Raw genomic sequence first — 18,973 nt, 5'->3', positions numbered from 1 at the left:
TGTTTCTGAGGTCGGCCTCTTTCAGAGCCTATTTTGTTATGCCTGGATCTTGGACATGCAGTGAAGTGGGCCGTCTATCAGGTTGGTGTTTCTTGCAGGCTCAGCCCGCTTGAGCACAGCGGCACGTCAGCGCATCAAACTCGTCCTCAGTTCACAAACGAGGCTCCCTGGGGTACTGGGAGAGCAGAGAAATCTCCGGTCGCAGCCTACCCGGTCAAAACAGGAAACCCCAACGATGAAGACTCTCGTCGTCTGCTCCGGCGGATTGGACTCCGTTTCCCTTGCTCACAAGGTTGCAGCGGAGCAGGAACTCGCCGGCCTCCTATCCTTCGACTACGGCCAAAGGCACAGCAAGGAATTGGACTTCGCCGGCCTTTGCGCGGAGCGTCTGAACGTCCCGCACCGCATCATCGACATCCGCGAAATCGGCCGCGGCCTTTTCGGCTCCGCGCTGACCGACAATGTGGAGGTACCCGATGGGCACTACGCCGAAGACATGATGAAGGTCACGGTGGTGCCCAACCGGAACGCCATCATGTTGGCTATCGCCTTCGGCTTCGCTGCCGCGGGCAAGTCCGAAGCGGTGGCGACGGCCGTGCATGGTGGCGATCACTTCATCTATCCGGACTGCCGGCCAGCCTTCATCGACGCCTTCCAGATGATGCAAGACCGTGCGCTCGAAGGCTACGCGAATATTCGCCTCTATACGCCTTATGTGAATCTCACAAAGGCGGACATAGTTGAAGATGGAGCCCGACACGGCACGCCATTTGCGCAGACCTGGTCCTGCTACAAGGGCGGCAAGCGTCACTGTGGACGGTGCGGGACGTGCGTCGAGCGGCGCGAGGCGTTTTATCTATGTGGCCACCCAGACCCCACCGACTACGAGGACGCCGACTTCTGGCTCGTCGCGTTGCGCAGGAGGAGCGTGTAATGTTCCGCATCACCAAGGAATTCCACTTTTCGGCCTCTCATCAACTCACGTCCTTGCCGCCTGACCACCAGTGCGCGCGCCTGCACGGGCATAACTACATCGTCGAAGTGGAGCTATCGGGCAAGGAACTGAACGAGCACGGCTTTGTCCGCGACTATCACGATTTGGCACCGCTCAAACGTTATATCGACGATAAATTCGACCACCGACATCTCAATGACGTGCTGGGACATGAAAAGGTTACCGCGGAATGTCTGGCCAGACACTTTTATGAATGGTGCAAGGCACGCTTGCCCGAAACCACGGCCGTGCGGGTTAGCGAAACGCCGAAAACATGGGCCGAATGCCGGCCATGACCGATACGCATCCCGCGATCCGCGTGAGTGAGATTTTCGGGCCGACGATCCAGGGCGAGGGCGTGCTCATCGGTCTGCCGACGGTCTTCGTCAGAACCGGCGGGTGTGATTATCGCTGTTCCTGGTGCGACAGTCTGCATGCGGTGGACAGGCAATTCCGGCATGATTGGGAGATAATGTCCTCCGACGCGGTGTGGCAAAACGTGGTCGCGCTTTCCGGCGGCCGCCCGTTGATGGTTTCGCTATCAGGCGGCAATCCGGCTATCCAGCCTTTCGGTGCTCTCATCAAGCGAGGCCATGATGAGGGCTACCGATTTGCGCTGGAAACCCAAGGTTCCGTGGTCAGGGAATGGTTCGCCGAACTTGACGTGCTGGTCCTCAGCCCAAAGCCGCCGTCAAGCGAAATGAGGACCGATTGGGCCACTATCGAGGCATGCTTCCAGGCGGCGCAGGACAAGCCGCAAGTCGTGCTGAAGCTCGTTGTTTTCGACGAAAATGACTATGCGTTTGCCAAAGAGGCCGCCGCGAGATTTCCGCGACTTCCAGTCTATCTGCAACCCGGCAATCACACGCCGCCACACCCCGGAAATGAAGACGCGCCTGTCGCCGTTGATGGAATAATGAAACGCATGGAGTGGCTGGTTGATAGCGTAACCCGCGACAGGTGGTTCGAAGCCCGCGTGTTACCACAGCTGCACGTTATGCTCTGGGGTAACAAACGAGGCGTCTAGCCAGCATTCGCCGGGGCGACAGCCTTCGGCATCCCATAGGGTCTTCCTCAATTTGTGTGGTTCATTCGCCGTTAGAGATGGTGCCGCTATGGGCGGGCATGCGAACGAAAACGAAATGGTCGCCCGGCCCAGGGGTCAAAATTCTGGGTGTCGCGCTCACTGATGATGACAGTTGGGTTGTTCCGCTGCTGGACCAGCGTTCGGCATCTGCCCCGATTGCGGACGGCGGACCCGAAATCGGCATGGCTGGTTCAACCGCAGCCTTCAGGATCTCCCGGTGCAGGGCAAAACCGTGACGGTGAAGCTTCGGCTGAGTCGCTGGCGGTGTACGCATCAGAAATGTCGACGATAAACGTTCGCCGACCGGCTGCCGACGGTCGCTTACCCTTACGCGCGCCGGACAGACGGCACGCGCATCGACAATCGAGGCAAGCGGTCTTCGATATGGTCCATGCGTTGCGGAAACAGGGGCTATCGTTTTCTGCGCGCCGACGCGGATTCGGTTGCTGGCTTTGGTCGGAGAGCGATTGGGCGTAGTTTTTTTCGCCAGTCACGGAGAAGTCATCGCTTCCGCTCTGTCGTAGCCATTGAGCTTGTAGACAAGGGTCGAGATCAACCAGCTGAGGACAAATATTCCGGCAACAATGTAGCCGAAGATGGTCAGGTCGCCATTGACGTTGCCAACGACATTCCACACCCCCCTTGTAAGCTCAGCCTGTCGGCAATCAGTCCAAGCGTCTCGATACCGCCGATGAAGATGGCGATCACCACGGATGCGGCCGTAATCGTCATGTTGTACCAGAGTTTGCGTATCGGATTGACAAATGCCCAACCGTAAGCGCGGGTCATCAGCACGCTGTCGATCGTGTCCAAGAGCAACATGCCGGCGGTGAACAGAGCCGGAAAGACCAATATCGTCCAGAACGACGTACCGGCTGCTGCCTGCGCCGCCGAAATGCCAAGCAGGCCGATTTCGGTTGCGGTGTCGAAGCCGAGCCCGAACAGAAAGCCGACCGGGTACATATGCCAGGAGCGTGTGACGACACGAAACATTGGCCGGAAAATGCGGGCGAAGAAGCCGCGTCCGGCCAGCAGCGCCTCCAGATCCTCCTCGACCATGGGCTCACCGCGTTGAGCCTTCGAAAAGGCCTGCCAGATGCCTTTTAGGATGAAGAGGTTCGCGATGCCAATGGCGAGCAGGAACAGGGCCGAGATGCAGGTTCCAATCATGCCGCTTAGATCGTGAAACCTTTCCAGCCGGCCCTGAAGTGCTGCGGCCGTGCCGGCGATCGCCAAGGATGCCAGCACGACGATCGTGGAATGACCAAGCGAAAAGAACAGACCGGCCGAGAAGGGAGCCGTCTTCTCCTGCATGAGCTTGCGCACCACATTGTCGATCGTAGCGATGTGGTCGGCGTCGAAAGCATGCCTCAGCCCAAACGTATAAGCGAGCGAGGCCGTGCCGAGCAGGGCAGGGTGATGGGAAAAGGCAAACCACGCTCATGCCCACGCGGCAATGTTGGCCGCGATCAGAAAAACGCAAGTGAGCACCGCCTTGGAGCGCAGATGGTCGGGCCGGTCGTCGAACAGGCTGGCGATCATGATTTAGTCCCACTCGCGTAGCGCGCAGCCTCGGCCAAAGATGACCACTCACCTGCGTCATCTTTTTTTGGCTTTTTGCCTAGCTTTTGTGTGCAGCGGACCTTTGCGGCGCAATCAAAGAGGGATGGCCAAGGGATCGCCGATGGCTGCGTAGCCAGCCGTACCACTGGTCGACGCCTTCGCCGTTGCGCACCGACAGAGCTATCGCCTCGATTGCTGGGTTGACTGCACGTGCATTGGCCAGTGCGACATCCATATCAAAATCGACATAGGGCAAAAGATCGGTCTTGCTGACGATCATGAGGTTGGCGGCCTGGAACATGTTCGGATATTTGAGTGGCTTGTCCTGTCCCTCGGTTACCGACAGAACGATGACCTTTGCATGCTCGCCCAGATCGAACAGCGCGGGGCAGACGAGATTGCCGACATTTTCGATGAGCACCATCGCACCGCTGGATGGTCTCAGCTCCTCGAGAGCCTGCGCGACCATGTCAGCCTCGAGGTGGCATCCCGTTCCAGTGTTGACCTGAACCGCCGCTGCCCCCGCGGCGCGAATGCGTTCGCCGTCATTGGCGGTGGCCTGATCGCCCTCGATGACGAAGATCGGGATTTCGTCCTTGAGGTCCTGAATTGTCCGTTCCAGCAACGTCGTCTTGCCGGCGCCGGGCGAGCTGACGATGTTCAATGCCAGGATTTCTCGCCCCTCGAACCAGCCTCGGTTGCGCATGGCGAGCTTGTCGTTCTTGGCAAGCAAGCGGGCCTCAAGCTCGACAACCGTCGTTCCGCGGCCATGCCCATGATGATCATGATGGTCATCATGATCATGATCATGATCATGAATGTGGCCGTCTCCCTCTTGGTGATGGGAATGGTCGTGGCTGTGCGTGTGATCATCTCCGTGCCCGTGCCCGTGCCCGTGCCCGTGGCCATGGTCGTGGTCATGATCATGATCATGATCATGATGTCTGTGCTCATGGTCGTGCATATGCCCATCGCCATGGCCATGGGAATGCAAATGGCCATGATCATGCTGATGATCATCGTGATGGTGTTCAGGGTGCTCGCGATCTCCCAACGGCCGGACAAGGCCCGTCTGTAAATTCAGCATCCTGGCGTCGGAGTTTGATCCGCATCCGCAGGTCGCGCACATCAGGCAGCCTCCTCCAGTTCCATTTCCCTGATCTTCAGTTCCTCGCCGGCCAGGCGCTCGAGCAATCGCGAGCCGCAGCCACATGCCTGGTAGAGCGTCGAGGTTTCGAATTCGGCGCCGCAACCGCGACAGCGGCAGCGGCCCGTGATCTCTCTGATCTCGAGCAAGGCGCCTTCAAGCGCCGTCCCCTTCGACACGACATCGAAGCAGAAGGACAGTGCATCCGGCACGACCCCGGAAAGACGCCCGACATCGAGCGTAACGCGTCTGACACGGCGGCCCTTCGCCGCCTCCTCGACAATCGAAACGATGTTTCGGGTGATGCCGAGTTCGTGCATGGTTCCTCAACAAATCCGCGGCAATTGTTCGCCAACCAGCATGTCGACGATGCGCTTACCGCCGAAAGTCGTCTTCATCGTCACGCGACCGGCTTCCCCGGCATAAGCATGCCCGATGAGCATGGCGCACGCGCCGTGCGGGTGCTCGCGCATCGCTGCCAGCGCCGCGTCGATCTCGGCTGGCGGAACCGCGATGACGATCTTACCTTCATTGGCGAGATAAAGTGGGTCGAGACCAAGGATCTCGCAAAAGCCGCGGACCTCTTCACGTAGCGGCGTCGCGGCTTCCTCGATTTCAATCGCCACGCCCGATGCCTCGGCCATCTCGTTGAGCACAGTGGCGATGCCGCCGCGTGTCGCATCTCGGATGGTGCGCGTTCCGGGAGCCGCTTCCAAAATCGTATCGATCAGCCCGTGCAGCGGCGCGCAATCGCTCTCGATCTCCGTTTCCAGGGCAAGATCGCCGCGCGCCGCCAGGATCGCTGCGCCGTGGTCGCCGAGAAGCCCGTTGACCAATATGCCGTCGCCCGGCCTGATGGCGCTGATTGCAAGATCAATGCCTGCCGGAATCACACCCACGCCCGTCGTGGTGATGAACAGTTTATCGCAGGCGCCGCGCTGCACGACTTTCGTGTCCCCGGTAACGATCGCGACGCCCGCCCGCCGCGCTGCGGCGGCCATCGACTGGGCGATGCGACGCAGCTCGTCGATCTTCATGCCTTCCTCGATCACGACCGCGCAGGACAGGTAAAGCGGCTTGGCGCCGCCGACGGCAAGGTCGTTGACAGTGCCGAAGACCGCCAGCTTGCCGATGTCGCCGCCGGGAAAGAACAGCGGATCAACGACGAACGAGTCAGTCGTGAAGGCAAGCCTGTCGCCCTGGGCAGCCAGCGCGGCAAGGTCGAAACGCGCCTGGTCTTCAAGCGCTTGCGGTTCGGCAAAGGCAAAGGCGCTGACAAAGACGTCGTCAATCAAGACCTTCATCGCCTTGCCGCCACCGCCATGGGCAAGCGTCACGGAAGGCACGTGGATACGGCCGAGCTTGCGGGGAGGGGGAGACATGACATTCATGGCGCAGCCGGCACCGTTTCGGGCCGTTCCTGCCGCTTCACGCCGCCATATTGGTAATAGGCCGCGCAGGCGCCCTCCGGCGAAACCATCAGCGCACCAAGGGGCGTTTCGGGCGTGCAGAACGTGCCGAATACCTTGCACTGCCAGGGTTTGAGCACACCTTTCAGAACCTCGCCGCACTGGCATGATTTCGGGTCGGCGATCTTGATGTTGGGAATGGCGAACTTGCGCTCGGCGTCAAAGCGCGCATATTCATCGCGCACCCTGACCCCGGAATGGTCGATGGAGCCCAGCCCGCGCCATTCGAAGAACTCCCGCAGCTCATAAACCTTTGCCACGGCCGCCAGCGCAGGATCGTTTCCTGCTTCGGGCACGATGCGCGTGTACTGGTTCTCGATCTCGGCGCGGCCCTCCTTGATCTGCTTTAAGATCATCCAGATCGATTGCAGCACATCGAGCGGTTCGAAGCCGGCGACAACCATAGGACGCCTGTAAAAATTGGCGATGAACTCGTAAGGGGCTGTGCCAATCACCATCGAAACATGGCCGGGCCCGAGAAACCCATCGAGATGGAGATCGGGGCTGTCCAGGATCGCTTTGATCGTCGGCACGATGGTAATGTGATTGCAGAAAACCGAGAAGTTCTCGATGCCATCGGCTTCCGCCTGCAGCACGGTAAGGGCAGTGGAGGGCATGGTGGTCTCGAAGCCGAGGCCGAAGAACACCACCTCGCGGTCGGGGTTCTTGCGCGCCAGCGCCAGCGCGTCCATCGGCGAGTACACCATGCGCACGTCGGCGCCGTCGGCCTTGGCCTGCATCAGGCTCTTGCGCGAACCAGGCACGCGCATGGCATCCCCGAACGTCGTGAAGATGACACCTGGCTGTTCGGCGATGGCAACGCAGTCATCGACCCGTCCCATCGGCAGCACGCAGACCGGGCAGCCCGGCCCGTGGACGAGTTCAATTCCCGGCGGCAGCATGCCCTCCAATCCGTATCGAAAGATCGAGTGCGTATGCCCGCCGCAGACTTCCATGATGTTGAGCGGTCTCTGCTTCGTCACCTCAATCTGGTCGCACAACTTCTCGATCTCACGCACAAGCGTTGCGGCCTTGTCGCGATCGCGGAATTCGTCGGAAAATTTCATTGGACTTTTTCCTTCCTGGCCGCAGAGCCACGATCGTCGGCGAGCAGCGTGTGCACGAGGTCCCACATGATGTGGTACGCCGCGACGTGGCACTCCTGGATGCGGTGGATCGAGGTCGACGGCACGATCAGACAATAGTCGACGGCGCCGGAAGACTTCATCTTGCCGCCGTCGCCGCCCGCGAGTCCGATCGTGGCAGCGCCCATCTCCTTGGCCTTCACGAAGGCGGCAATGAGGTTTTGGGAATTGCCGCTGGTCGAGATGCCGATCAGGGCATCGCCCTTGCGCGCATGCGCGACGAGCTGGCGCACGAAGACATGGTCGAAGCCGAGATCGTTACCGACGGCCGAGATCATGGCAAGGTCGGCGACAAGATTGGTCGCGGCCAGCGCCGGCCGGCCCGCCGTGACCGGATGAACGAACTCCACCGCGACATGGCTTGCATCACAACTTGAGCCGCCATTGCCCATCGAAAAGAGCTGGCCACCACTGGAGTAGACGTCGGCCAGCGTGCGCGCGGCGGCCACAAGACTCTCTGCCTGACCGCCGAAGAATGCCTCATTCGTTTCGCGCGAATCGCGTGCCTTTTCGGCCACCGAATGCAGCAGGGCCGTCTGCAGCTTGGCGAGATCCTGTGTCTTGCCATGAAGAAACGGATAGAGCCCGCTTAATGTGCCTTCATTCGACATAGCTGATCTCCCTAGTGAAGGGCGGATTGACGCATTGCCTCAATTTCTGCCTGCGCCTCGCCAAGTTCTGTGAGGATCTTCAACGTCTCAGCCGCCTCGTTCTCATCGATACGGCTCATCGCAAAGCCGACATGGACAAGCACCCAGTCGCCGACGCAGCTCTCCACGGGGTGCTCGGCGTCGACGATGCAGGCGATGTTGATCTGGCGCCGGACGCCGCTCACGTCGACGGTTGCAAGCTTACGCCCGGCATCGTCGATCCTTATGATCCGTCCCGGAATACCGAGGCACATGGGCTTCCTCCTTCTGGCCGGATTTTCCCGGCGACCATAGAATGCGCGGCAGCGATTGCCGCCTGGCCGAGCGCGACGCCACCATCGCCGGCGGGCACCTCGGCGTGGGTGAGGACTTTGAAATCCATCTCCTCAAGCCGGCGCAGGGTCTCCTCGAGCAGGATGCGGTTTTGGAAGCACCCGCCCGAAAGGACGACGGTGTCAAAGCGCGGACCCTGCTCTTCGTCGCGGCGCGAAAGTTTCAGCGTTATCGCCGCGAGCGTTTTGGCCAATCCCTTGTGAAAGCGTGCCGCCATCACGCCCGCGGGTGTCTGCAAAATCAGATCCCCAAGCAGCGCGTTCCACATCGCGAGCGGCTCGATATAGGGCAGGCCGCTGTCTTTCAGATTGGGGATAGTGAGAGGATAGGCGAGTTCGTCGCCCTCTACGGCCATGGCTTTTGGACAAACGATCGCCTCCAGCCGCATCGCGGCCTCGCCTTCATAGGCCTGGCGCTCAAAACAGACGCCGAGCGCGGCCGCGACGGCGTCGAAGAGCCGGCCGCATGAAGATGCCGGCGCGGAATTGACGCCACCCTTGATCATGGCATCGAGCGTGGCGCGCGGCTTGCCGGCAAGCAATTGGAAGACTTCAAGCTCGCTGAAATTCATCGCAAGATGGGCCCAGCTCATCTCGGCCATGAGGTGCGCGTAAAGATTGCGCCAGGGTTCGCGCGAGGCTTGCGCGCCGCCGGGCATCGCCACGGGTTTGAACGTGCCGAGCCTGTCGAAACCGCGATAATCGGCAAGCATGAACTCACCGCCCCAGATTTCGCCCGCAGCTCCCAAACCGAGGCCGTCGAGCGCGATGCCGAGGACAGCGGGTGCATCCAACGGCCGGTCGTTTTCGGCCAGACAAGCGGCTATGTGCGCATGGTGATGCTGCACCTCGACAAGCGGAAGGCCTTGTGAATGCGCGCTCTCACGGGCCAGCTTGCTCGGGACATATTCGGGGTGCCTGTCGCAGGCCAGCGCGTCTGGCCGATGATCGAACAGATCGCGAAAAATCGCGAGGTTCTTGCAGTAGTCGTCGAAGGTCGCCGCGTCCTCCAGATCGCCCTGGTGCTGCGAGAGCACCGCGCGGCCGTCCTTGATCATGCAGAATGTTGCCTTCATCTGCGGGCCGAAGGCAAGGATCTGCGGTGCGGACTCGAAACCGCGCGGCAGGCGAATCGAGGCCGGCGCATAACCGCGCGCGCGACGAAGCATCCGCACCTTACCAGCGGCCAGACGCACCACGCTATCGTCAACGCGATTGGCGATCTCGCGGTCGTGGATCAGCGCGAAAGACGCGATTGCGCCCAGTTTTGACGCCGCTTCGGCATCATCGGTCACCTGCGGTTCTTCGGAAAGATTGCCGCTGGTCATCACCACCGGACGCGTCATGCGGCGGAACAACAGCACGTGCAGAGGCGTCGACGGCAGCATGAAGCCGTAGGTCGCCATGCCCGGCGCGATACTTTCGGGTAGACGCAGCGGCGCCGAAGCAGCAAGCAGCACGATCGGGGCGGCGGCGGAGCGCAGCGCCTGTTCTTCCCCAGGCGAGACCCCGCAGTATTTGCGGATCACGTCCATGTCGCGCGCCATCAGAGCGAAGGGCTTGCGCTCGCGCCGCTTCAATTGCCTTAGCCGGTCCACGGCATCGGCGCCCGTAGCGTCGCAGGCCAGCTGGTACCCACCGAGCGCCTTGATGGCGACGATCTCGCCTTTCTGCATAAGGCTCATCGCGGCATCGACGTCGTCGAGCATGGAGTGCTGCTCGTAACTCACCGCGCGTCCGTCGAAGCGGATCAGCCTCGCCTTCGGTCCGCAGGCGTGACATGCGATCGGTTCGGCGTGAAAGCGCCGGTCAGCCGGGTCGGCATATTCAGCGGCGCAATCGGCGCAAAATGGAAACGGCGCCATCGTGGTTGAGGGACGGTCGTAGGGCACGCCTTTGACAATCGTCAGGCGAGGGCCGCAATGGGTGCAGTTGGTAAAGGGATATCGGTAGCGCCGCGCGAAGGGGTCGAGCACCTCGGCCGCGCAAGCGGCGCAAATGCCCGCGTCCGGCGAGATTTCCGTGCAAGCTTCGCCGGTCGTGCTTGCGATGATCCTGAAGCCTTCGTCCAGCCAGCCGACGAAAGGCGCCACCTCGATCGCATCGATGGCCGCCAGCGGTGGCGGCTCGCACCGCAACCGCTCGACAAGACGAGCAATATCGTCGCGCGGCCCGCGCACCCGGATCAAAACCCCTTCACCGTCGTTCAGCACTTCACCGTCGAGTAGAGCCTCTTGCGCGAAACGCCACACCGCCGGACGAAAGCCGACCCCCTGCACGCGTCCGCGTACGCGGATCTGCACGCTTTCGTGCCGGTCCGCGGCCTGCCGGGCGCGGAGGGCCGTCATGGCGCCGCCTCCCAAAGCAACACGCGGTTGTTCCCGGTGTCGGCTACTGCGACCAGGTTCTCATGCACCGCGATCGCGAATGGCCAGCAGAGACTATCGCGGGTGGCCGCCTTCCAGCGATTGTCGCCCTTGAGGCCGAATCCGTTCTGCCCTGCCAGCATGGTTGCCGGAGCGTCCATATCGAGGCTAGCGAGCGGGAAACCCACAATGCGCGAATTTGCGGTATCGGCGCAAATCAATGTGCCTTCGCGAACGGCGATGCCATAGGGCATCTGCAAAGCCCGCTCGCTCGGGTCGTACGCGGCGCGATTATGATCGATAGCCTCAAAGTTCTTCTGGCCGAGAATGAAGCTCGCCGGCGCGCCGTCTGCATTGGGCATGCCGTTCCAGGCCATGATGCGGCTGTTTCCAGCATCGGTCACAAAAATCCTGCCGCCGCTTACCGCGACCGTATGCGGCCAGCGCATGCCGGAAGCACTTGCGCCGGATCCGGCGTTGTCGTCGCGTGCGAACATGTCCGGCTGACCGAACACCAAATCCGCCGGCTGGCCGCTTGCCTCGGGCAAGGCGTTCCAGACCAGAACGCGCCGGTTGCCGGTATCGGCCACGAAAAGGCGTCCGTCCGCAATCGTCACGCCATAGCACCAGTTGAGCGTATCGGGGCCCGCCAGGGCGCCGCCGCGATTGGCGAGTCCGCAGCCGAAGTCTTTCTGCCCGAGCACCAGGTCCGCCGGCTGGTTGGAGTGCTCGGGCAGCGACGTCCAGATCAGGATGCGATGGTTCCACGCGTCCGCCACGGCCAGGACGTGACCGTCACTGGCAATGCCGGTCGGCATGTTCAAAGTCGCGGGTCCGGGTTTGTCTCCAGCGTTGCGGCCTTCCGCGAAGAAGTCCGGCTGGCCGATGACAAAGTCTGCCGGCGTGTTGTCGGCTTGCGGGAGCTGGCGCCAACCGAGCAGCCGATGATGACCGGTGTCGGCCACAAGGAAAGCGCCGCCCGGCGCAAAGCAGACGCCGCGCGGCCCGAACAATGTCGAGGGACCCGGCGCGACCGGCACCGGCAGGCCGTTCGCAGCGACATGGTGGCCGAGCACGATGCTTGCGCCGGCGGGATCGAGCAGCGGCGCGGCCGGTAAGGGGACCGGGCAAGCCGGCCGGAAAGCGGATGCGAGCGAGACGCGCGTCATCTGGCGAGCCTCACCTCGACGCGGTTGCCGATCACCTTGACCATATGCGGCTGGAGCTGCACCTCGGGAGCAGTGAGGCATTCGCCGGTGGCAAGATCATAGCGGAAGCCATGCCACGGGCAGGTCACGATGCCGTCCTCGACCGCTCCGCCGTCAATTTCCAGGCCGAGATGAGCGCAGGCATTCTGGAAGCAGGAGACGACCGCCCCCTGCCGAGACAAAATCACGTTTTCGCCGCCGACCACCTGACGGAGCATGCCGCCTTGCGGGATCTCGTCGAGCCGACAGGCGAGATGCCAGCCATCCACCGCACCGAGCGCGAAGGGACTGACAAAACGCACGCTGTCGTGGGCGCCGGCGCCTGATCCCTTGACCTGGAGGATGTCGGTGATTTCTGGGCAGGCCTCCTCCACCGCCTTTTTGACGCCGGCATGGAAGGTCAAGGCCGAGGCGGGACACCCGTCACAGGCCCCGGTGAAGCGCACCTCAATGGATGGCGGGCGCACCGATACGAGCTCGACGTCGCCTCCGTGGGAAGCAAGCGTCGGGCGCACACCGTCGAGCGCTGCCTCGACACGTTCGCTCAAGCTCGGCTTGAGGATGTTGTGGTGTCGCAGCACGGCATAAACGATCTCGTCGGCGGCCGCCGTCTTCATCGCCTGGAGCGCTGCCGGATCAGCTTTCAGAGCACGGATCAGTCGCCGGAATGCCTCGCCCTGAAGGTCTTCTATGGCGCGCCGGTAGGCTTCCGCGGCAGCGCGCTGCGTCTCGTCCCAGGAAGCAAACAGCGCCTCCAGCCGCTCGATGTCCCCGGTGTATCCGGCGAGCGTATCGCGTTGGGTCGGAACGAGATCGACGGCGTTCATCTGCCCATATTTCCTACCGGTACCGAAGGTCCTTGAAGAGATACGGCTGCACCGCGCCGCCTACGAGGCCGGCCACCGCCGCGGCGGCTATGACCGGGACCCCGAGCTTGGCCAGGATCACGAGCAGAGCGGCCGTCGTCAGGGCACCTATCGCGGCTTGTCTGTAGACCTTGGCAGGCTCCGCAAAGAGCTTGCCCTTGAGGAACAGGATGATCGAGCTTTTCGCCATTTCCCACATGCTTGCACCTCAGCCGATCAGCGCCAAAAGGATCAGGCCCACGACAATGCCAGCAACGCCGCCGACCGGGCCGTAGAAGCTTCCCATCATCGCGGCCAGCTGGTTGCCGATCGCCTTGCCGCCGGTTGCCATGCCGCCGATGGCGCCGCCTATGCCCGATGTCACAATGCCAATCAGCAGCGCCAGCGCTGCTACGCCTGCAGTCAGTTCCACTAATGTCACCTCGCGCTCCTTGTTGTGGCTCAATTGAGATGGGGTTGGACGGACCCGGACAATCCGTCGGATTTCGCGGCCGGCGCCGAAAGCAGCTCCCGGTCGATCTGTTCGCAGGCCTCCGCCACGATGCGCGCCTTGTCGGCCTCGCCGGAGCCCATGAATATCTCGCGGCATTCGCGGTAATATTCGCGCGCGGCCGTCAGGTTTGCGCGATTGCCGTTGCCCGGATCAGCGGGATCGTCGGGAAGGTTCCACAGACAGTTCGCCTTGTTGGCGATGGTGTTGGCGTATTCCAGCGGCATGGCCGCGCGGGTGCGCACCTTGAGAGCCTCGTCATAGGCTTCGAGCGCGCGCAGATTGTTTTCCACGACATGGCTGGACGAGGCATATTGCAGTGCGTTGCCGAGGTTGTTCTTAAGCATTGCGTATTCGGTGGGATGGTCGATCAGGTTGACGATCTTCAGCCCTTCCTCGAACGCCTGCACGGCGAGCGCCTCGCGCATTTTCGCGCGACTGTCGGTGAAGGGCATGGACAGGAAGGCGGTCGCCAGATTGTTTTGCAGAATGGCGAATTCCTTCGGGAACCTTACACGGTCGAAGGTGCGCAACGCCCGCTGGTAGGCCGAGATGGCATCGGTGATGCGCGCCCTGTTCAGGCCGGCGAGATTGTGGATGGTCAGGCCAAGATTCAACTCCGCTTCAGCGAGCTCTTCCGGTCGGTCAAGGTCGGCAAAGTGGCGGGTCGCTTTTTCCAGCTCGGTTCGGGCTCTCTCGAGAGCGTCGGCACCGCCTTTCGGCAGAGCCAGAAGCGCGGTCGCCCGGCGAGCGGCAATTCGGGTGCTCAGCAGATATTCGTCGCTCGGACAAATAGCGCCGGCTCGTTCGTAGAGATCAATCGCGGCTTCGATCTGGTCGGGCGATTCTGGACGCTGCTGGAGCCCCATGGCGATCTCCATGAGCATCTCGGCGCGATCCTGGGGCGAGGCGGAAGGGTCGTCGGCAGCCGCCAATGCGGCGCGCACTTCCTCGTCCACACGAGATTGCCTCACCTTTATCCTCCCATGCTGCTTGGTTGCAGCGTCTGTTGCGGCCGATGCTACTAGCTTTTTGAGTGTTGTCTACTTAAATTACGATGTGCAAACTTAGTTTGCAAATGCGCCCCGCCCAATGAAGCCGGCCTGAGAGCTGTCCCACACCACTTGAAGCTCGCGCTCTTCATCATCCGCGATCCCGTTCGCCCGCAAGAAGTCGGGAGCGTGCGCCACCCGGTCGCCCGCCAGGTTCTTACGCTTGAGCAGATACCCTCCAGCCTGCGCCAGCACCACCGGCAGGATGAGCAGGTCGGCCTCACGTCGCATCAGCACAATGCCGCTGATCCCAGAGAAATGCCGCTCGAAGGCCTCACCCGACAGATGCAAGCCGCCGCGGCTCACGCGCACAGTTAAAGTCGCGTCGTTCATCGCTGTTCGGCCGCGAGGCGGTCCGCCACGATTTCCCCAATGCGCTGGGCCACCACTAAGGCCGCCTTGGCTACAGGCACACTGAGACCGAGCCCCAAATCCAGCTGCCCGGCCTCGATCAGGAATACGGTGACGTCGTCCGGGAAGGCTGCGCCGAAGATGTGCCGGCCGGCATGGAGGGCTGCATCCCAGCGGAAATCGTGCAGATTGAGTCCTGGATAATAGGGTCGCGCCAGTTCGTGTCCCGGCGCCTCGTAGATCGCGCCCGCTTCGACGCCGCTGCGGGCTGCATCAATCAGGATCAAGGACCTGCAGCCGCGGGCGGCGAACATGACCGCCATGCCATCTGTCCCAGCATCCAGCAGCTTGACGTCCGGTCCTTCCAGCCCTGCTGCCCGCAGCACACGGATCACCTCTGGCCCGGCACCGTCGTCTTGCCTGTTGAGATTGCCGCAGCCGACGACCGCGATCATGCTGCCCTGCCCGTCATATCCGCCAAAGCCGGCACGACCACTCCGGCTCGACCGGCAGGTCGAGTTCGGGAAGCTCACAGAACCTGCGATGCACCAGATAATACATGCAGCTCTCACACGCCTGCTCTATTCCCTGGTGCTCGACCGTCTGCAAGGTGAAGCCCGCAATCGCGAGCTTTGCCGAAAGATCGTTTCCGGCCGTCCGCAGCCGGCCAATGACGACGAGCACATCGTCATGGCTGTCGGCTCGTGGAAATGCTTCCGTCTCCGGCGATCTCGTCAGTAGCGTCTCAATGATTTCACGCAGCTGGCGGTCGTCAATGGTCGTCATAGCAGCCTCCAAGGCGCGCCTGCGCAAGGGCGCGTCAGATGCGCCAGAGCCGGCACCACCAGTCCGCGTCGACCGGAACTGCCAACTCCGGCAAGTCGCACCATTCTCGGTGGACGAGATAGTACATGCACTCCATGCAGCGTTGCCTGTCAGGCCCATAAGGATGATCGACAAAGCCGCTGATGACCATCTTGGCCTCGACATCGTTCGCGTCGAGCTTGCGCAACTCGTCAAGAATCGCTGCGAACTCCTTTTCGGTCTCTGGAAAGGGTTCGGTCTGCGTCTCGAGGCCCGACTTCATGAGCTGCGCCATCTTGCGCAGCAGGGCATGCTGTTGCTCATTGTTCATCGGCGCCGTCCCGACATTTGGAGAGCGGGCCGATCGCCAGCTGGTGCAGACGATCGGGCAGCGTCGTAGAACCGGCAGATATCTATGCCGTGCGGAAACGGGCAAGTTCCTCGCCGGTATTGGCGTCGTGAGCGTGCACGGTGCACACAAGGCAAGAATCATACGAGCGACAGACATGTCCGACCTCCACAGGGTCGTTCATATCCGCAATTGGCGTTCCAATCAGCGCCTGTTCGATCGGGCCGAGTTCGCCGCCATCGGAGCGCGGCCCCACGTTCCATGTCGTGGGCGCAATGATCTGATAATTCTTGATCTTGCCGCCCTGCACCTCGATCCAATGGCAAAGCGCCCCGCGAATGGCTTCTGTCGCACCCCACCCTTTGCCGTCCTTTTCGGTCGGTTTGACGTACCAGGGATCATTCAACCGGAACTCCCTGAGTGCGTGTTCGGCTTGCCGATATAGCTTGACCCCTTCATGCATGCGCGCGAAGTGGCGCAACATCACGCTCGCGCCCCCAAGTTTCTTATACATGTCCAGCACCAGCGGATCATAGTGCTGCCAGCTTTCGCCATGCGTGCCGCCGGCGATCAACTGACGAGCCAACGGACCTGCCTCGAGCCGTCCGTTCTGGTCGTGGCGGACGGCAACCGACCACGAATACTTGTTGTCATAATCGACCGGGTTCTTGCCGACTGGCTTGGTCACGCGCTCGAACGGATGCATGCCGCCCGGCTCGTCATACCAGGCATGCCTGAGATCTTCGCGCGTATAGACCTGGTCCATCAGCTTGTGCGTGTCGCTCGCGCCGTCATAGACGCCGCTCTTCATAAGGACCGCGGAGTTGCGGCCCTCGATCGTGGGACGGTTGTACCTGTCCTCATGGGGCAGATAGCCCCAAGAGACGTACTTACCGTGTCCTTGGCCGTATTTGTCGACGCCGACATCGAGGCTCATGCGCCAGAACATGCCAAGATCCGAATTGGCATGTTCTGGCCGCTCATCCAGCCAGGCCATGAAGTCGTCGTAGGACTGGATCTGCTCATAGCGCTCGAAGGAGCAGCCGAGCCAGACCGGCTCCATCCAGTTGCGGCGGAAATGCTCCAGGATCGACCAGGCCCGGGTCACATCGGTCAGCGTCGGCGCGCACATGACGCCGCCTGGCACCATATAGCTCGAATGCGGCCACTGCCCGCCGAGCAGGGCGTAGATTTCGACCGGGCGACCGGAGATGGTCACACCGAGCTCGTAGTTGGTCCCCGTGAACGGCGACCACCGCTTGACGGCTTCCTCATAGTATTTCGAGTGGGAGTAGTTCTTGTGCGTGTAGTCGATCATGAAAAGCCCGTAGTGATGCTTGGGCAGGCTCTGCAGGCTTTCCACGATCTGTCCCAGGTTGCGAGCAAGGATTGCATTGCGCGGCACCTCGGCCTTCCAGGCAGTGTCGAGCGCCCAGGCCGCGCAGGTGAGGTGGGAGGCACCGCAGATGCCGCAGGCGCGCGGGGTAACAACGAGCCCCGCCTGCGGATCCTTGTCGCGCAGGATCACCTCAAAGCCGCGGAAGAGCTCGGCTTGCGTCCAGGCGTTGACCACGACGCCATTTTGGATGTCGACGCGCACGTCGAGATCGCCCTCGACGCGGCCGACGGGCGATATATCAAGTGTTTGAACTGCAGCGGACATGATGTCTTTGACCTTTGTCGATCGGGTTCGGGAAGGCGCGCGTTAGACGACGAAGATGTCTTCTTCGGCCCAGCGCGGCGAAGCGGCTTTGGCGGCGGCGGTCAACTTGATGTAGCCGGTCTTGTCGACGCCGGGGGGCATGTCCTTGGGCACGCCCATAACCGTCTGCGTCTTGAAGACGGTGCCCGGTGCCAAATCGAAGAACGGGAATTCCGGCTCGGTGCAGCCCATGCAAGGCATGCCGGCGCGGGTCTTGGAGGATTGCCGGTTCCACAGCACGCGATTGCACGGCGAATGGGTCATCGGGCCACGGCAGCCCAGGTTATAAAAGAGGCAGCCCTTGCGCTGGCCGAACTCGGTGGCCGACACCTTGTAGGCGAAGTGCATGTTGCGGGTGCAGCCGGTCTGGGTGAAGGAGGTGAAGAAGGTTTTCGGCCGCTGGAACTCGTCCAGGCTTAGATCGCCCGCGCGCCCGGTCGCGACCGCAACGACAATTTGCGTGATCCAGTCCGGATGAGCGGGGCAGCCCGGGATATTGATCACCGGCAGACCGGCCTTCGACTTGTAATCCTTGCCAAGGAAACCGCCTTGGCTGCGCTTCAGGAATTGAAGGCCCTGGCTTTCGGAGGGGTTCGGCGCCGTTGCCGGTATGCCGCCCCAGGTCGCGCAGTCGCCCACAGCGACGATGAAATTGGCCACTTTGCAAAGGTCGCTTACCCAGTCGCGCATCGCGCGCCCGGCGAAACGGTTCCATTCACCAGTGCCGTTGGGAGCGTTCACGACCGTACCTTCGAAGACGAAGATGTCGAGGGGCATCTGACCGGAGGTCAGCGCGTTGAGAAGCCTTTTGAGATTATCTCCAAGCTCCAGTCCCAGCGACGGATGCCAGAGCACGTTGATGCCGAAATCGGTGACGAGATCACAGGCACTTGGCTCCTCTGCATTGAGGAACGACATCGTATTGCCCGAGCAGGCTCCGCCCTGGAGCCATAGAAGATTGGCCATGAATTTCCTCCTCCGCTACGCCGCTGACCGTTAGGTGCAGCGCGTCTACGAAAAAGGAATTGCAAGCAACATGCCAGGTCAGAGTGCGCTAAGAAAATCCTTGTAACTCAGTGCGTTAAGGGATCACACCGCGTGTTGCGGTGCAACATTCTGGTTCACCGATGTGTTCGTTTGTGGCCGTTTGTCGGCCGCTCAGCCGTGACGGTTGCCGCATTCTGGGCAGGTGACCTCCAGAAGATAGCCGTACCAGATACCTCTGCAGCGGCTGCACCAATGGCCTGTGGTCTGATGTTCGGGGGCGCCGATCACTTTGGCCATTGCGCCCAGTCCCAGATACCGCGTCGGTTCGGCATGCCCGGACGGCAACACGCGCGACTGCGGAAATCGCAGGACGGTCGTGCCCTGATCTTGCGCTTCATCGGTGCTCATGGA

Annotated in this window: 22 protein-coding genes and 2 pseudogenes; 4 read left to right on the top strand and 20 right to left on the bottom strand. The window is 61.7% G+C overall.

The features are described 5' to 3' along the window. The first annotated feature begins 235 nt into the window (after positions 1 to 235). From queC to RFM98_RS20980, 4 genes and pseudogenes are all read left to right on the top strand, one after another. Entirely contained in the window at positions 236 to 934 is a 699-nt protein-coding gene (queC, locus tag RFM98_RS20995) for a 7-cyano-7-deazaguanine synthase QueC (protein WP_320310641.1), read from the top strand. Beyond that, on the top strand, positions 934 to 1,290 hold the full coding sequence (queD, locus tag RFM98_RS20990) for a 6-carboxytetrahydropterin synthase QueD (RefSeq protein WP_041003134.1): 357 nt from the start codon (positions 934 to 936) through the stop codon (positions 1,288 to 1,290). The genes queC and queD overlap by 1 nt, the downstream gene beginning before the upstream one ends. Beyond that, a complete protein-coding gene (gene queE / locus RFM98_RS20985; RefSeq protein WP_320310640.1) occupies positions 1,287 to 2,021 on the top strand; it encodes a 7-carboxy-7-deazaguanine synthase QueE in 735 nt (244 codons plus the stop codon). The genes queD and queE overlap by 4 nt, the downstream gene beginning before the upstream one ends. 98 nt (positions 2,022 to 2,119) lie before the next feature. After that, positions 2,120 to 2,370 (top strand): annotated as a pseudogene (locus RFM98_RS20980) (transposase family protein); the annotation flags it as partial. Positions 2,371 to 2,571: 201 nt separating this feature from the next. Here RFM98_RS20980 and RFM98_RS20975 read toward each other — a convergent pair. From RFM98_RS20975 to RFM98_RS20875, 20 genes and pseudogenes are all read right to left on the bottom strand, one after another. Continuing rightward, positions 2,572 to 3,623 (bottom strand): annotated as a pseudogene (locus RFM98_RS20975) (HoxN/HupN/NixA family nickel/cobalt transporter). A gap of 79 nt (positions 3,624 to 3,702) precedes the next feature. After that, positions 3,703 to 4,608, bottom strand: a complete 906-nt coding sequence (gene hypB / locus RFM98_RS20970; RefSeq protein WP_502572761.1) for a hydrogenase nickel incorporation protein HypB — start codon at positions 4,606 to 4,608, stop codon at positions 3,703 to 3,705. Positions 4,609 to 4,772: 164 nt separating this feature from the next. After that, positions 4,773 to 5,111: a hydrogenase maturation nickel metallochaperone HypA/HybF gene (locus RFM98_RS20960; protein ID WP_320217099.1), complete on the bottom strand. Its 339-nt coding sequence runs from the start codon at positions 5,109 to 5,111 to the stop codon at positions 4,773 to 4,775. 6 nt (positions 5,112 to 5,117) lie between these two features. Next, a complete protein-coding gene (gene hypE / locus RFM98_RS20955) occupies positions 5,118 to 6,182 on the bottom strand; it encodes a hydrogenase expression/formation protein HypE (protein ID WP_320310735.1) in 1,065 nt (354 codons plus the stop codon). Next, the gene (hypD, locus tag RFM98_RS20950; RefSeq protein WP_320310638.1) at positions 6,179 to 7,327 is read right to left on the bottom strand and encodes a hydrogenase formation protein HypD; all 1,149 of its coding nucleotides are present in this window, start codon (positions 7,325 to 7,327) and stop codon (positions 6,179 to 6,181) included. The genes hypE and hypD overlap by 4 nt, the downstream gene beginning before the upstream one ends. Next, entirely contained in the window at positions 7,324 to 8,016 is a 693-nt protein-coding gene (locus RFM98_RS20945; RefSeq protein ID WP_320310637.1) for a D-sedoheptulose-7-phosphate isomerase, read from the bottom strand. Before RFM98_RS20945 ends, hypD begins: the two co-directional genes overlap by 4 nt. An 11-nt stretch (positions 8,017 to 8,027) precedes the next feature. Beyond that, complete coding sequence (locus RFM98_RS20940; RefSeq protein ID WP_126092853.1) at positions 8,028 to 8,309, bottom strand: HypC/HybG/HupF family hydrogenase formation chaperone; 282 nt, start codon at positions 8,307 to 8,309, stop codon at positions 8,028 to 8,030. Beyond that, the gene (hypF, locus tag RFM98_RS20935) at positions 8,279 to 10,735 is read right to left on the bottom strand and encodes a carbamoyltransferase HypF (protein WP_320310636.1); all 2,457 of its coding nucleotides are present in this window, start codon (positions 10,733 to 10,735) and stop codon (positions 8,279 to 8,281) included. Before hypF ends, RFM98_RS20940 begins: the two co-directional genes overlap by 31 nt. Next, on the bottom strand, positions 10,732 to 11,766 hold the full coding sequence (locus tag RFM98_RS20930) for an NHL repeat-containing protein (RefSeq protein WP_320310635.1): 1,035 nt from the start codon (positions 11,764 to 11,766) through the stop codon (positions 10,732 to 10,734). The genes hypF and RFM98_RS20930 overlap by 4 nt, the downstream gene beginning before the upstream one ends. 152 nt (positions 11,767 to 11,918) lie before the next feature. Then, on the bottom strand, positions 11,919 to 12,788 hold the full coding sequence (locus RFM98_RS20925) for a NifU family protein (RefSeq protein WP_320255947.1): 870 nt from the start codon (positions 12,786 to 12,788) through the stop codon (positions 11,919 to 11,921). A gap of 13 nt (positions 12,789 to 12,801) precedes the next feature. Beyond that, the gene (locus RFM98_RS20920) at positions 12,802 to 13,017 is read right to left on the bottom strand and encodes a hypothetical protein (protein WP_320255946.1); all 216 of its coding nucleotides are present in this window, start codon (positions 13,015 to 13,017) and stop codon (positions 12,802 to 12,804) included. A gap of 18 nt (positions 13,018 to 13,035) precedes the next feature. Further along, complete coding sequence (locus RFM98_RS20915) at positions 13,036 to 13,248, bottom strand: hypothetical protein (protein WP_320275867.1); 213 nt, start codon at positions 13,246 to 13,248, stop codon at positions 13,036 to 13,038. A 20-nt stretch (positions 13,249 to 13,268) separates the two neighbouring features. Next, on the bottom strand, positions 13,269 to 14,291 hold the full coding sequence (locus tag RFM98_RS20910) for a hypothetical protein (RefSeq protein ID WP_320310634.1): 1,023 nt from the start codon (positions 14,289 to 14,291) through the stop codon (positions 13,269 to 13,271). A gap of 93 nt (positions 14,292 to 14,384) precedes the next feature. Beyond that, on the bottom strand, positions 14,385 to 14,702 hold the full coding sequence (locus tag RFM98_RS20905; RefSeq protein ID WP_320310633.1) for a hypothetical protein: 318 nt from the start codon (positions 14,700 to 14,702) through the stop codon (positions 14,385 to 14,387). Beyond that, positions 14,699 to 15,175: a hydrogenase maturation protease gene (locus RFM98_RS20900; protein WP_320217087.1), complete on the bottom strand. Its 477-nt coding sequence runs from the start codon at positions 15,173 to 15,175 to the stop codon at positions 14,699 to 14,701. Before RFM98_RS20900 ends, RFM98_RS20905 begins: the two co-directional genes overlap by 4 nt. Before the next feature lie 13 nt (positions 15,176 to 15,188). Continuing rightward, positions 15,189 to 15,506, bottom strand: coding sequence for a hypothetical protein (locus RFM98_RS20895; RefSeq protein WP_320255942.1), 318 nt, complete (start codon positions 15,504 to 15,506; stop codon positions 15,189 to 15,191). 34 nt (positions 15,507 to 15,540) lie between these two features. Then, positions 15,541 to 15,855 (bottom strand): hypothetical protein, encoded by a 315-nt coding sequence (locus RFM98_RS20890; RefSeq protein ID WP_126092863.1) that lies wholly within the window; start codon positions 15,853 to 15,855, stop codon positions 15,541 to 15,543. An 82-nt stretch (positions 15,856 to 15,937) separates the two neighbouring features. Then, on the bottom strand, positions 15,938 to 17,536 hold the full coding sequence (locus tag RFM98_RS20885) for a nickel-dependent hydrogenase large subunit (protein ID WP_320255941.1): 1,599 nt from the start codon (positions 17,534 to 17,536) through the stop codon (positions 15,938 to 15,940). A gap of 42 nt (positions 17,537 to 17,578) precedes the next feature. Then, positions 17,579 to 18,541 carry an NADH-quinone oxidoreductase subunit B family protein gene (locus tag RFM98_RS20880; protein ID WP_320255940.1) on the bottom strand — a complete coding sequence of 321 codons (963 nt, stop codon included), beginning with the start codon at positions 18,539 to 18,541 and terminating at the stop codon, positions 17,579 to 17,581. A 192-nt stretch (positions 18,542 to 18,733) separates the two neighbouring features. Beyond that, positions 18,734 to 18,970 carry a hypothetical protein gene (locus RFM98_RS20875; RefSeq protein WP_320255939.1) on the bottom strand — a complete coding sequence of 79 codons (237 nt, stop codon included), beginning with the start codon at positions 18,968 to 18,970 and terminating at the stop codon, positions 18,734 to 18,736. Positions 18,971 to 18,973 lie beyond the last annotated feature (3 nt).

This window comes from Mesorhizobium australafricanum (assembly GCF_033977265.1).
GTDB lineage: Bacteria > Pseudomonadota > Alphaproteobacteria > Rhizobiales > Rhizobiaceae > Mesorhizobium > Mesorhizobium australafricanum.
Note: the sequence above shows the minus strand (reverse complement) of the source record. Positions and strands in the feature narration are given on the sequence as shown.

Excerpts from the sequence above, each read along its gene's own strand:
- queC (WP_320310641.1), top strand. The coding sequence starts at position 236 with ATGAAGACTCTCGTCGTCTGCTCCGGCGGATTGGACTCCGTTTCCCTT.
- queD (WP_041003134.1), top strand. The coding sequence starts at position 934 with ATGTTCCGCATCACCAAGGAATTCCACTTTTCGGCCTCTCATCAACTC.
- queE (WP_320310640.1), top strand. The coding sequence starts at position 1,287 with ATGACCGATACGCATCCCGCGATCCGCGTGAGTGAGATTTTCGGGCCG.
- hypB (WP_502572761.1), bottom strand. The coding sequence starts at position 4,608 with ATGCACGACCATGAGCACAGACATCATGATCATGATCATGATCATGAC.
- RFM98_RS20960 (WP_320217099.1), bottom strand. The coding sequence starts at position 5,111 with ATGCACGAACTCGGCATCACCCGAAACATCGTTTCGATTGTCGAGGAG.
- hypE (WP_320310735.1), bottom strand. The coding sequence starts at position 6,182 with ATGAATGTCATGTCTCCCCCTCCCCGCAAGCTCGGCCGTATCCACGTG.
- hypD (WP_320310638.1), bottom strand. The coding sequence starts at position 7,327 with ATGAAATTTTCCGACGAATTCCGCGATCGCGACAAGGCCGCAACGCTT.
- RFM98_RS20945 (WP_320310637.1), bottom strand. The coding sequence starts at position 8,016 with ATGTCGAATGAAGGCACATTAAGCGGGCTCTATCCGTTTCTTCATGGC.
- RFM98_RS20940 (WP_126092853.1), bottom strand. The coding sequence starts at position 8,309 with ATGTGCCTCGGTATTCCGGGACGGATCATAAGGATCGACGATGCCGGG.
- hypF (WP_320310636.1), bottom strand. The coding sequence starts at position 10,735 with ATGACGGCCCTCCGCGCCCGGCAGGCCGCGGACCGGCACGAAAGCGTG.
- RFM98_RS20925 (WP_320255947.1), bottom strand. The coding sequence starts at position 12,788 with ATGAACGCCGTCGATCTCGTTCCGACCCAACGCGATACGCTCGCCGGA.
- RFM98_RS20920 (WP_320255946.1), bottom strand. The coding sequence starts at position 13,017 with ATGGCGAAAAGCTCGATCATCCTGTTCCTCAAGGGCAAGCTCTTTGCG.
- RFM98_RS20905 (WP_320310633.1), bottom strand. The coding sequence starts at position 14,702 with ATGAACGACGCGACTTTAACTGTGCGCGTGAGCCGCGGCGGCTTGCAT.
- RFM98_RS20900 (WP_320217087.1), bottom strand. The coding sequence starts at position 15,175 with ATGATCGCGGTCGTCGGCTGCGGCAATCTCAACAGGCAAGACGACGGT.
- RFM98_RS20895 (WP_320255942.1), bottom strand. The coding sequence starts at position 15,506 with ATGACGACCATTGACGACCGCCAGCTGCGTGAAATCATTGAGACGCTA.
- RFM98_RS20890 (WP_126092863.1), bottom strand. The coding sequence starts at position 15,855 with ATGAACAATGAGCAACAGCATGCCCTGCTGCGCAAGATGGCGCAGCTC.
- RFM98_RS20885 (WP_320255941.1), bottom strand. The coding sequence starts at position 17,536 with ATGTCCGCTGCAGTTCAAACACTTGATATATCGCCCGTCGGCCGCGTC.
- RFM98_RS20880 (WP_320255940.1), bottom strand. The coding sequence starts at position 18,541 with ATGGCCAATCTTCTATGGCTCCAGGGCGGAGCCTGCTCGGGCAATACG.
- RFM98_RS20875 (WP_320255939.1), bottom strand. The coding sequence starts at position 18,970 with ATGAGCACCGATGAAGCGCAAGATCAGGGCACGACCGTCCTGCGATTT.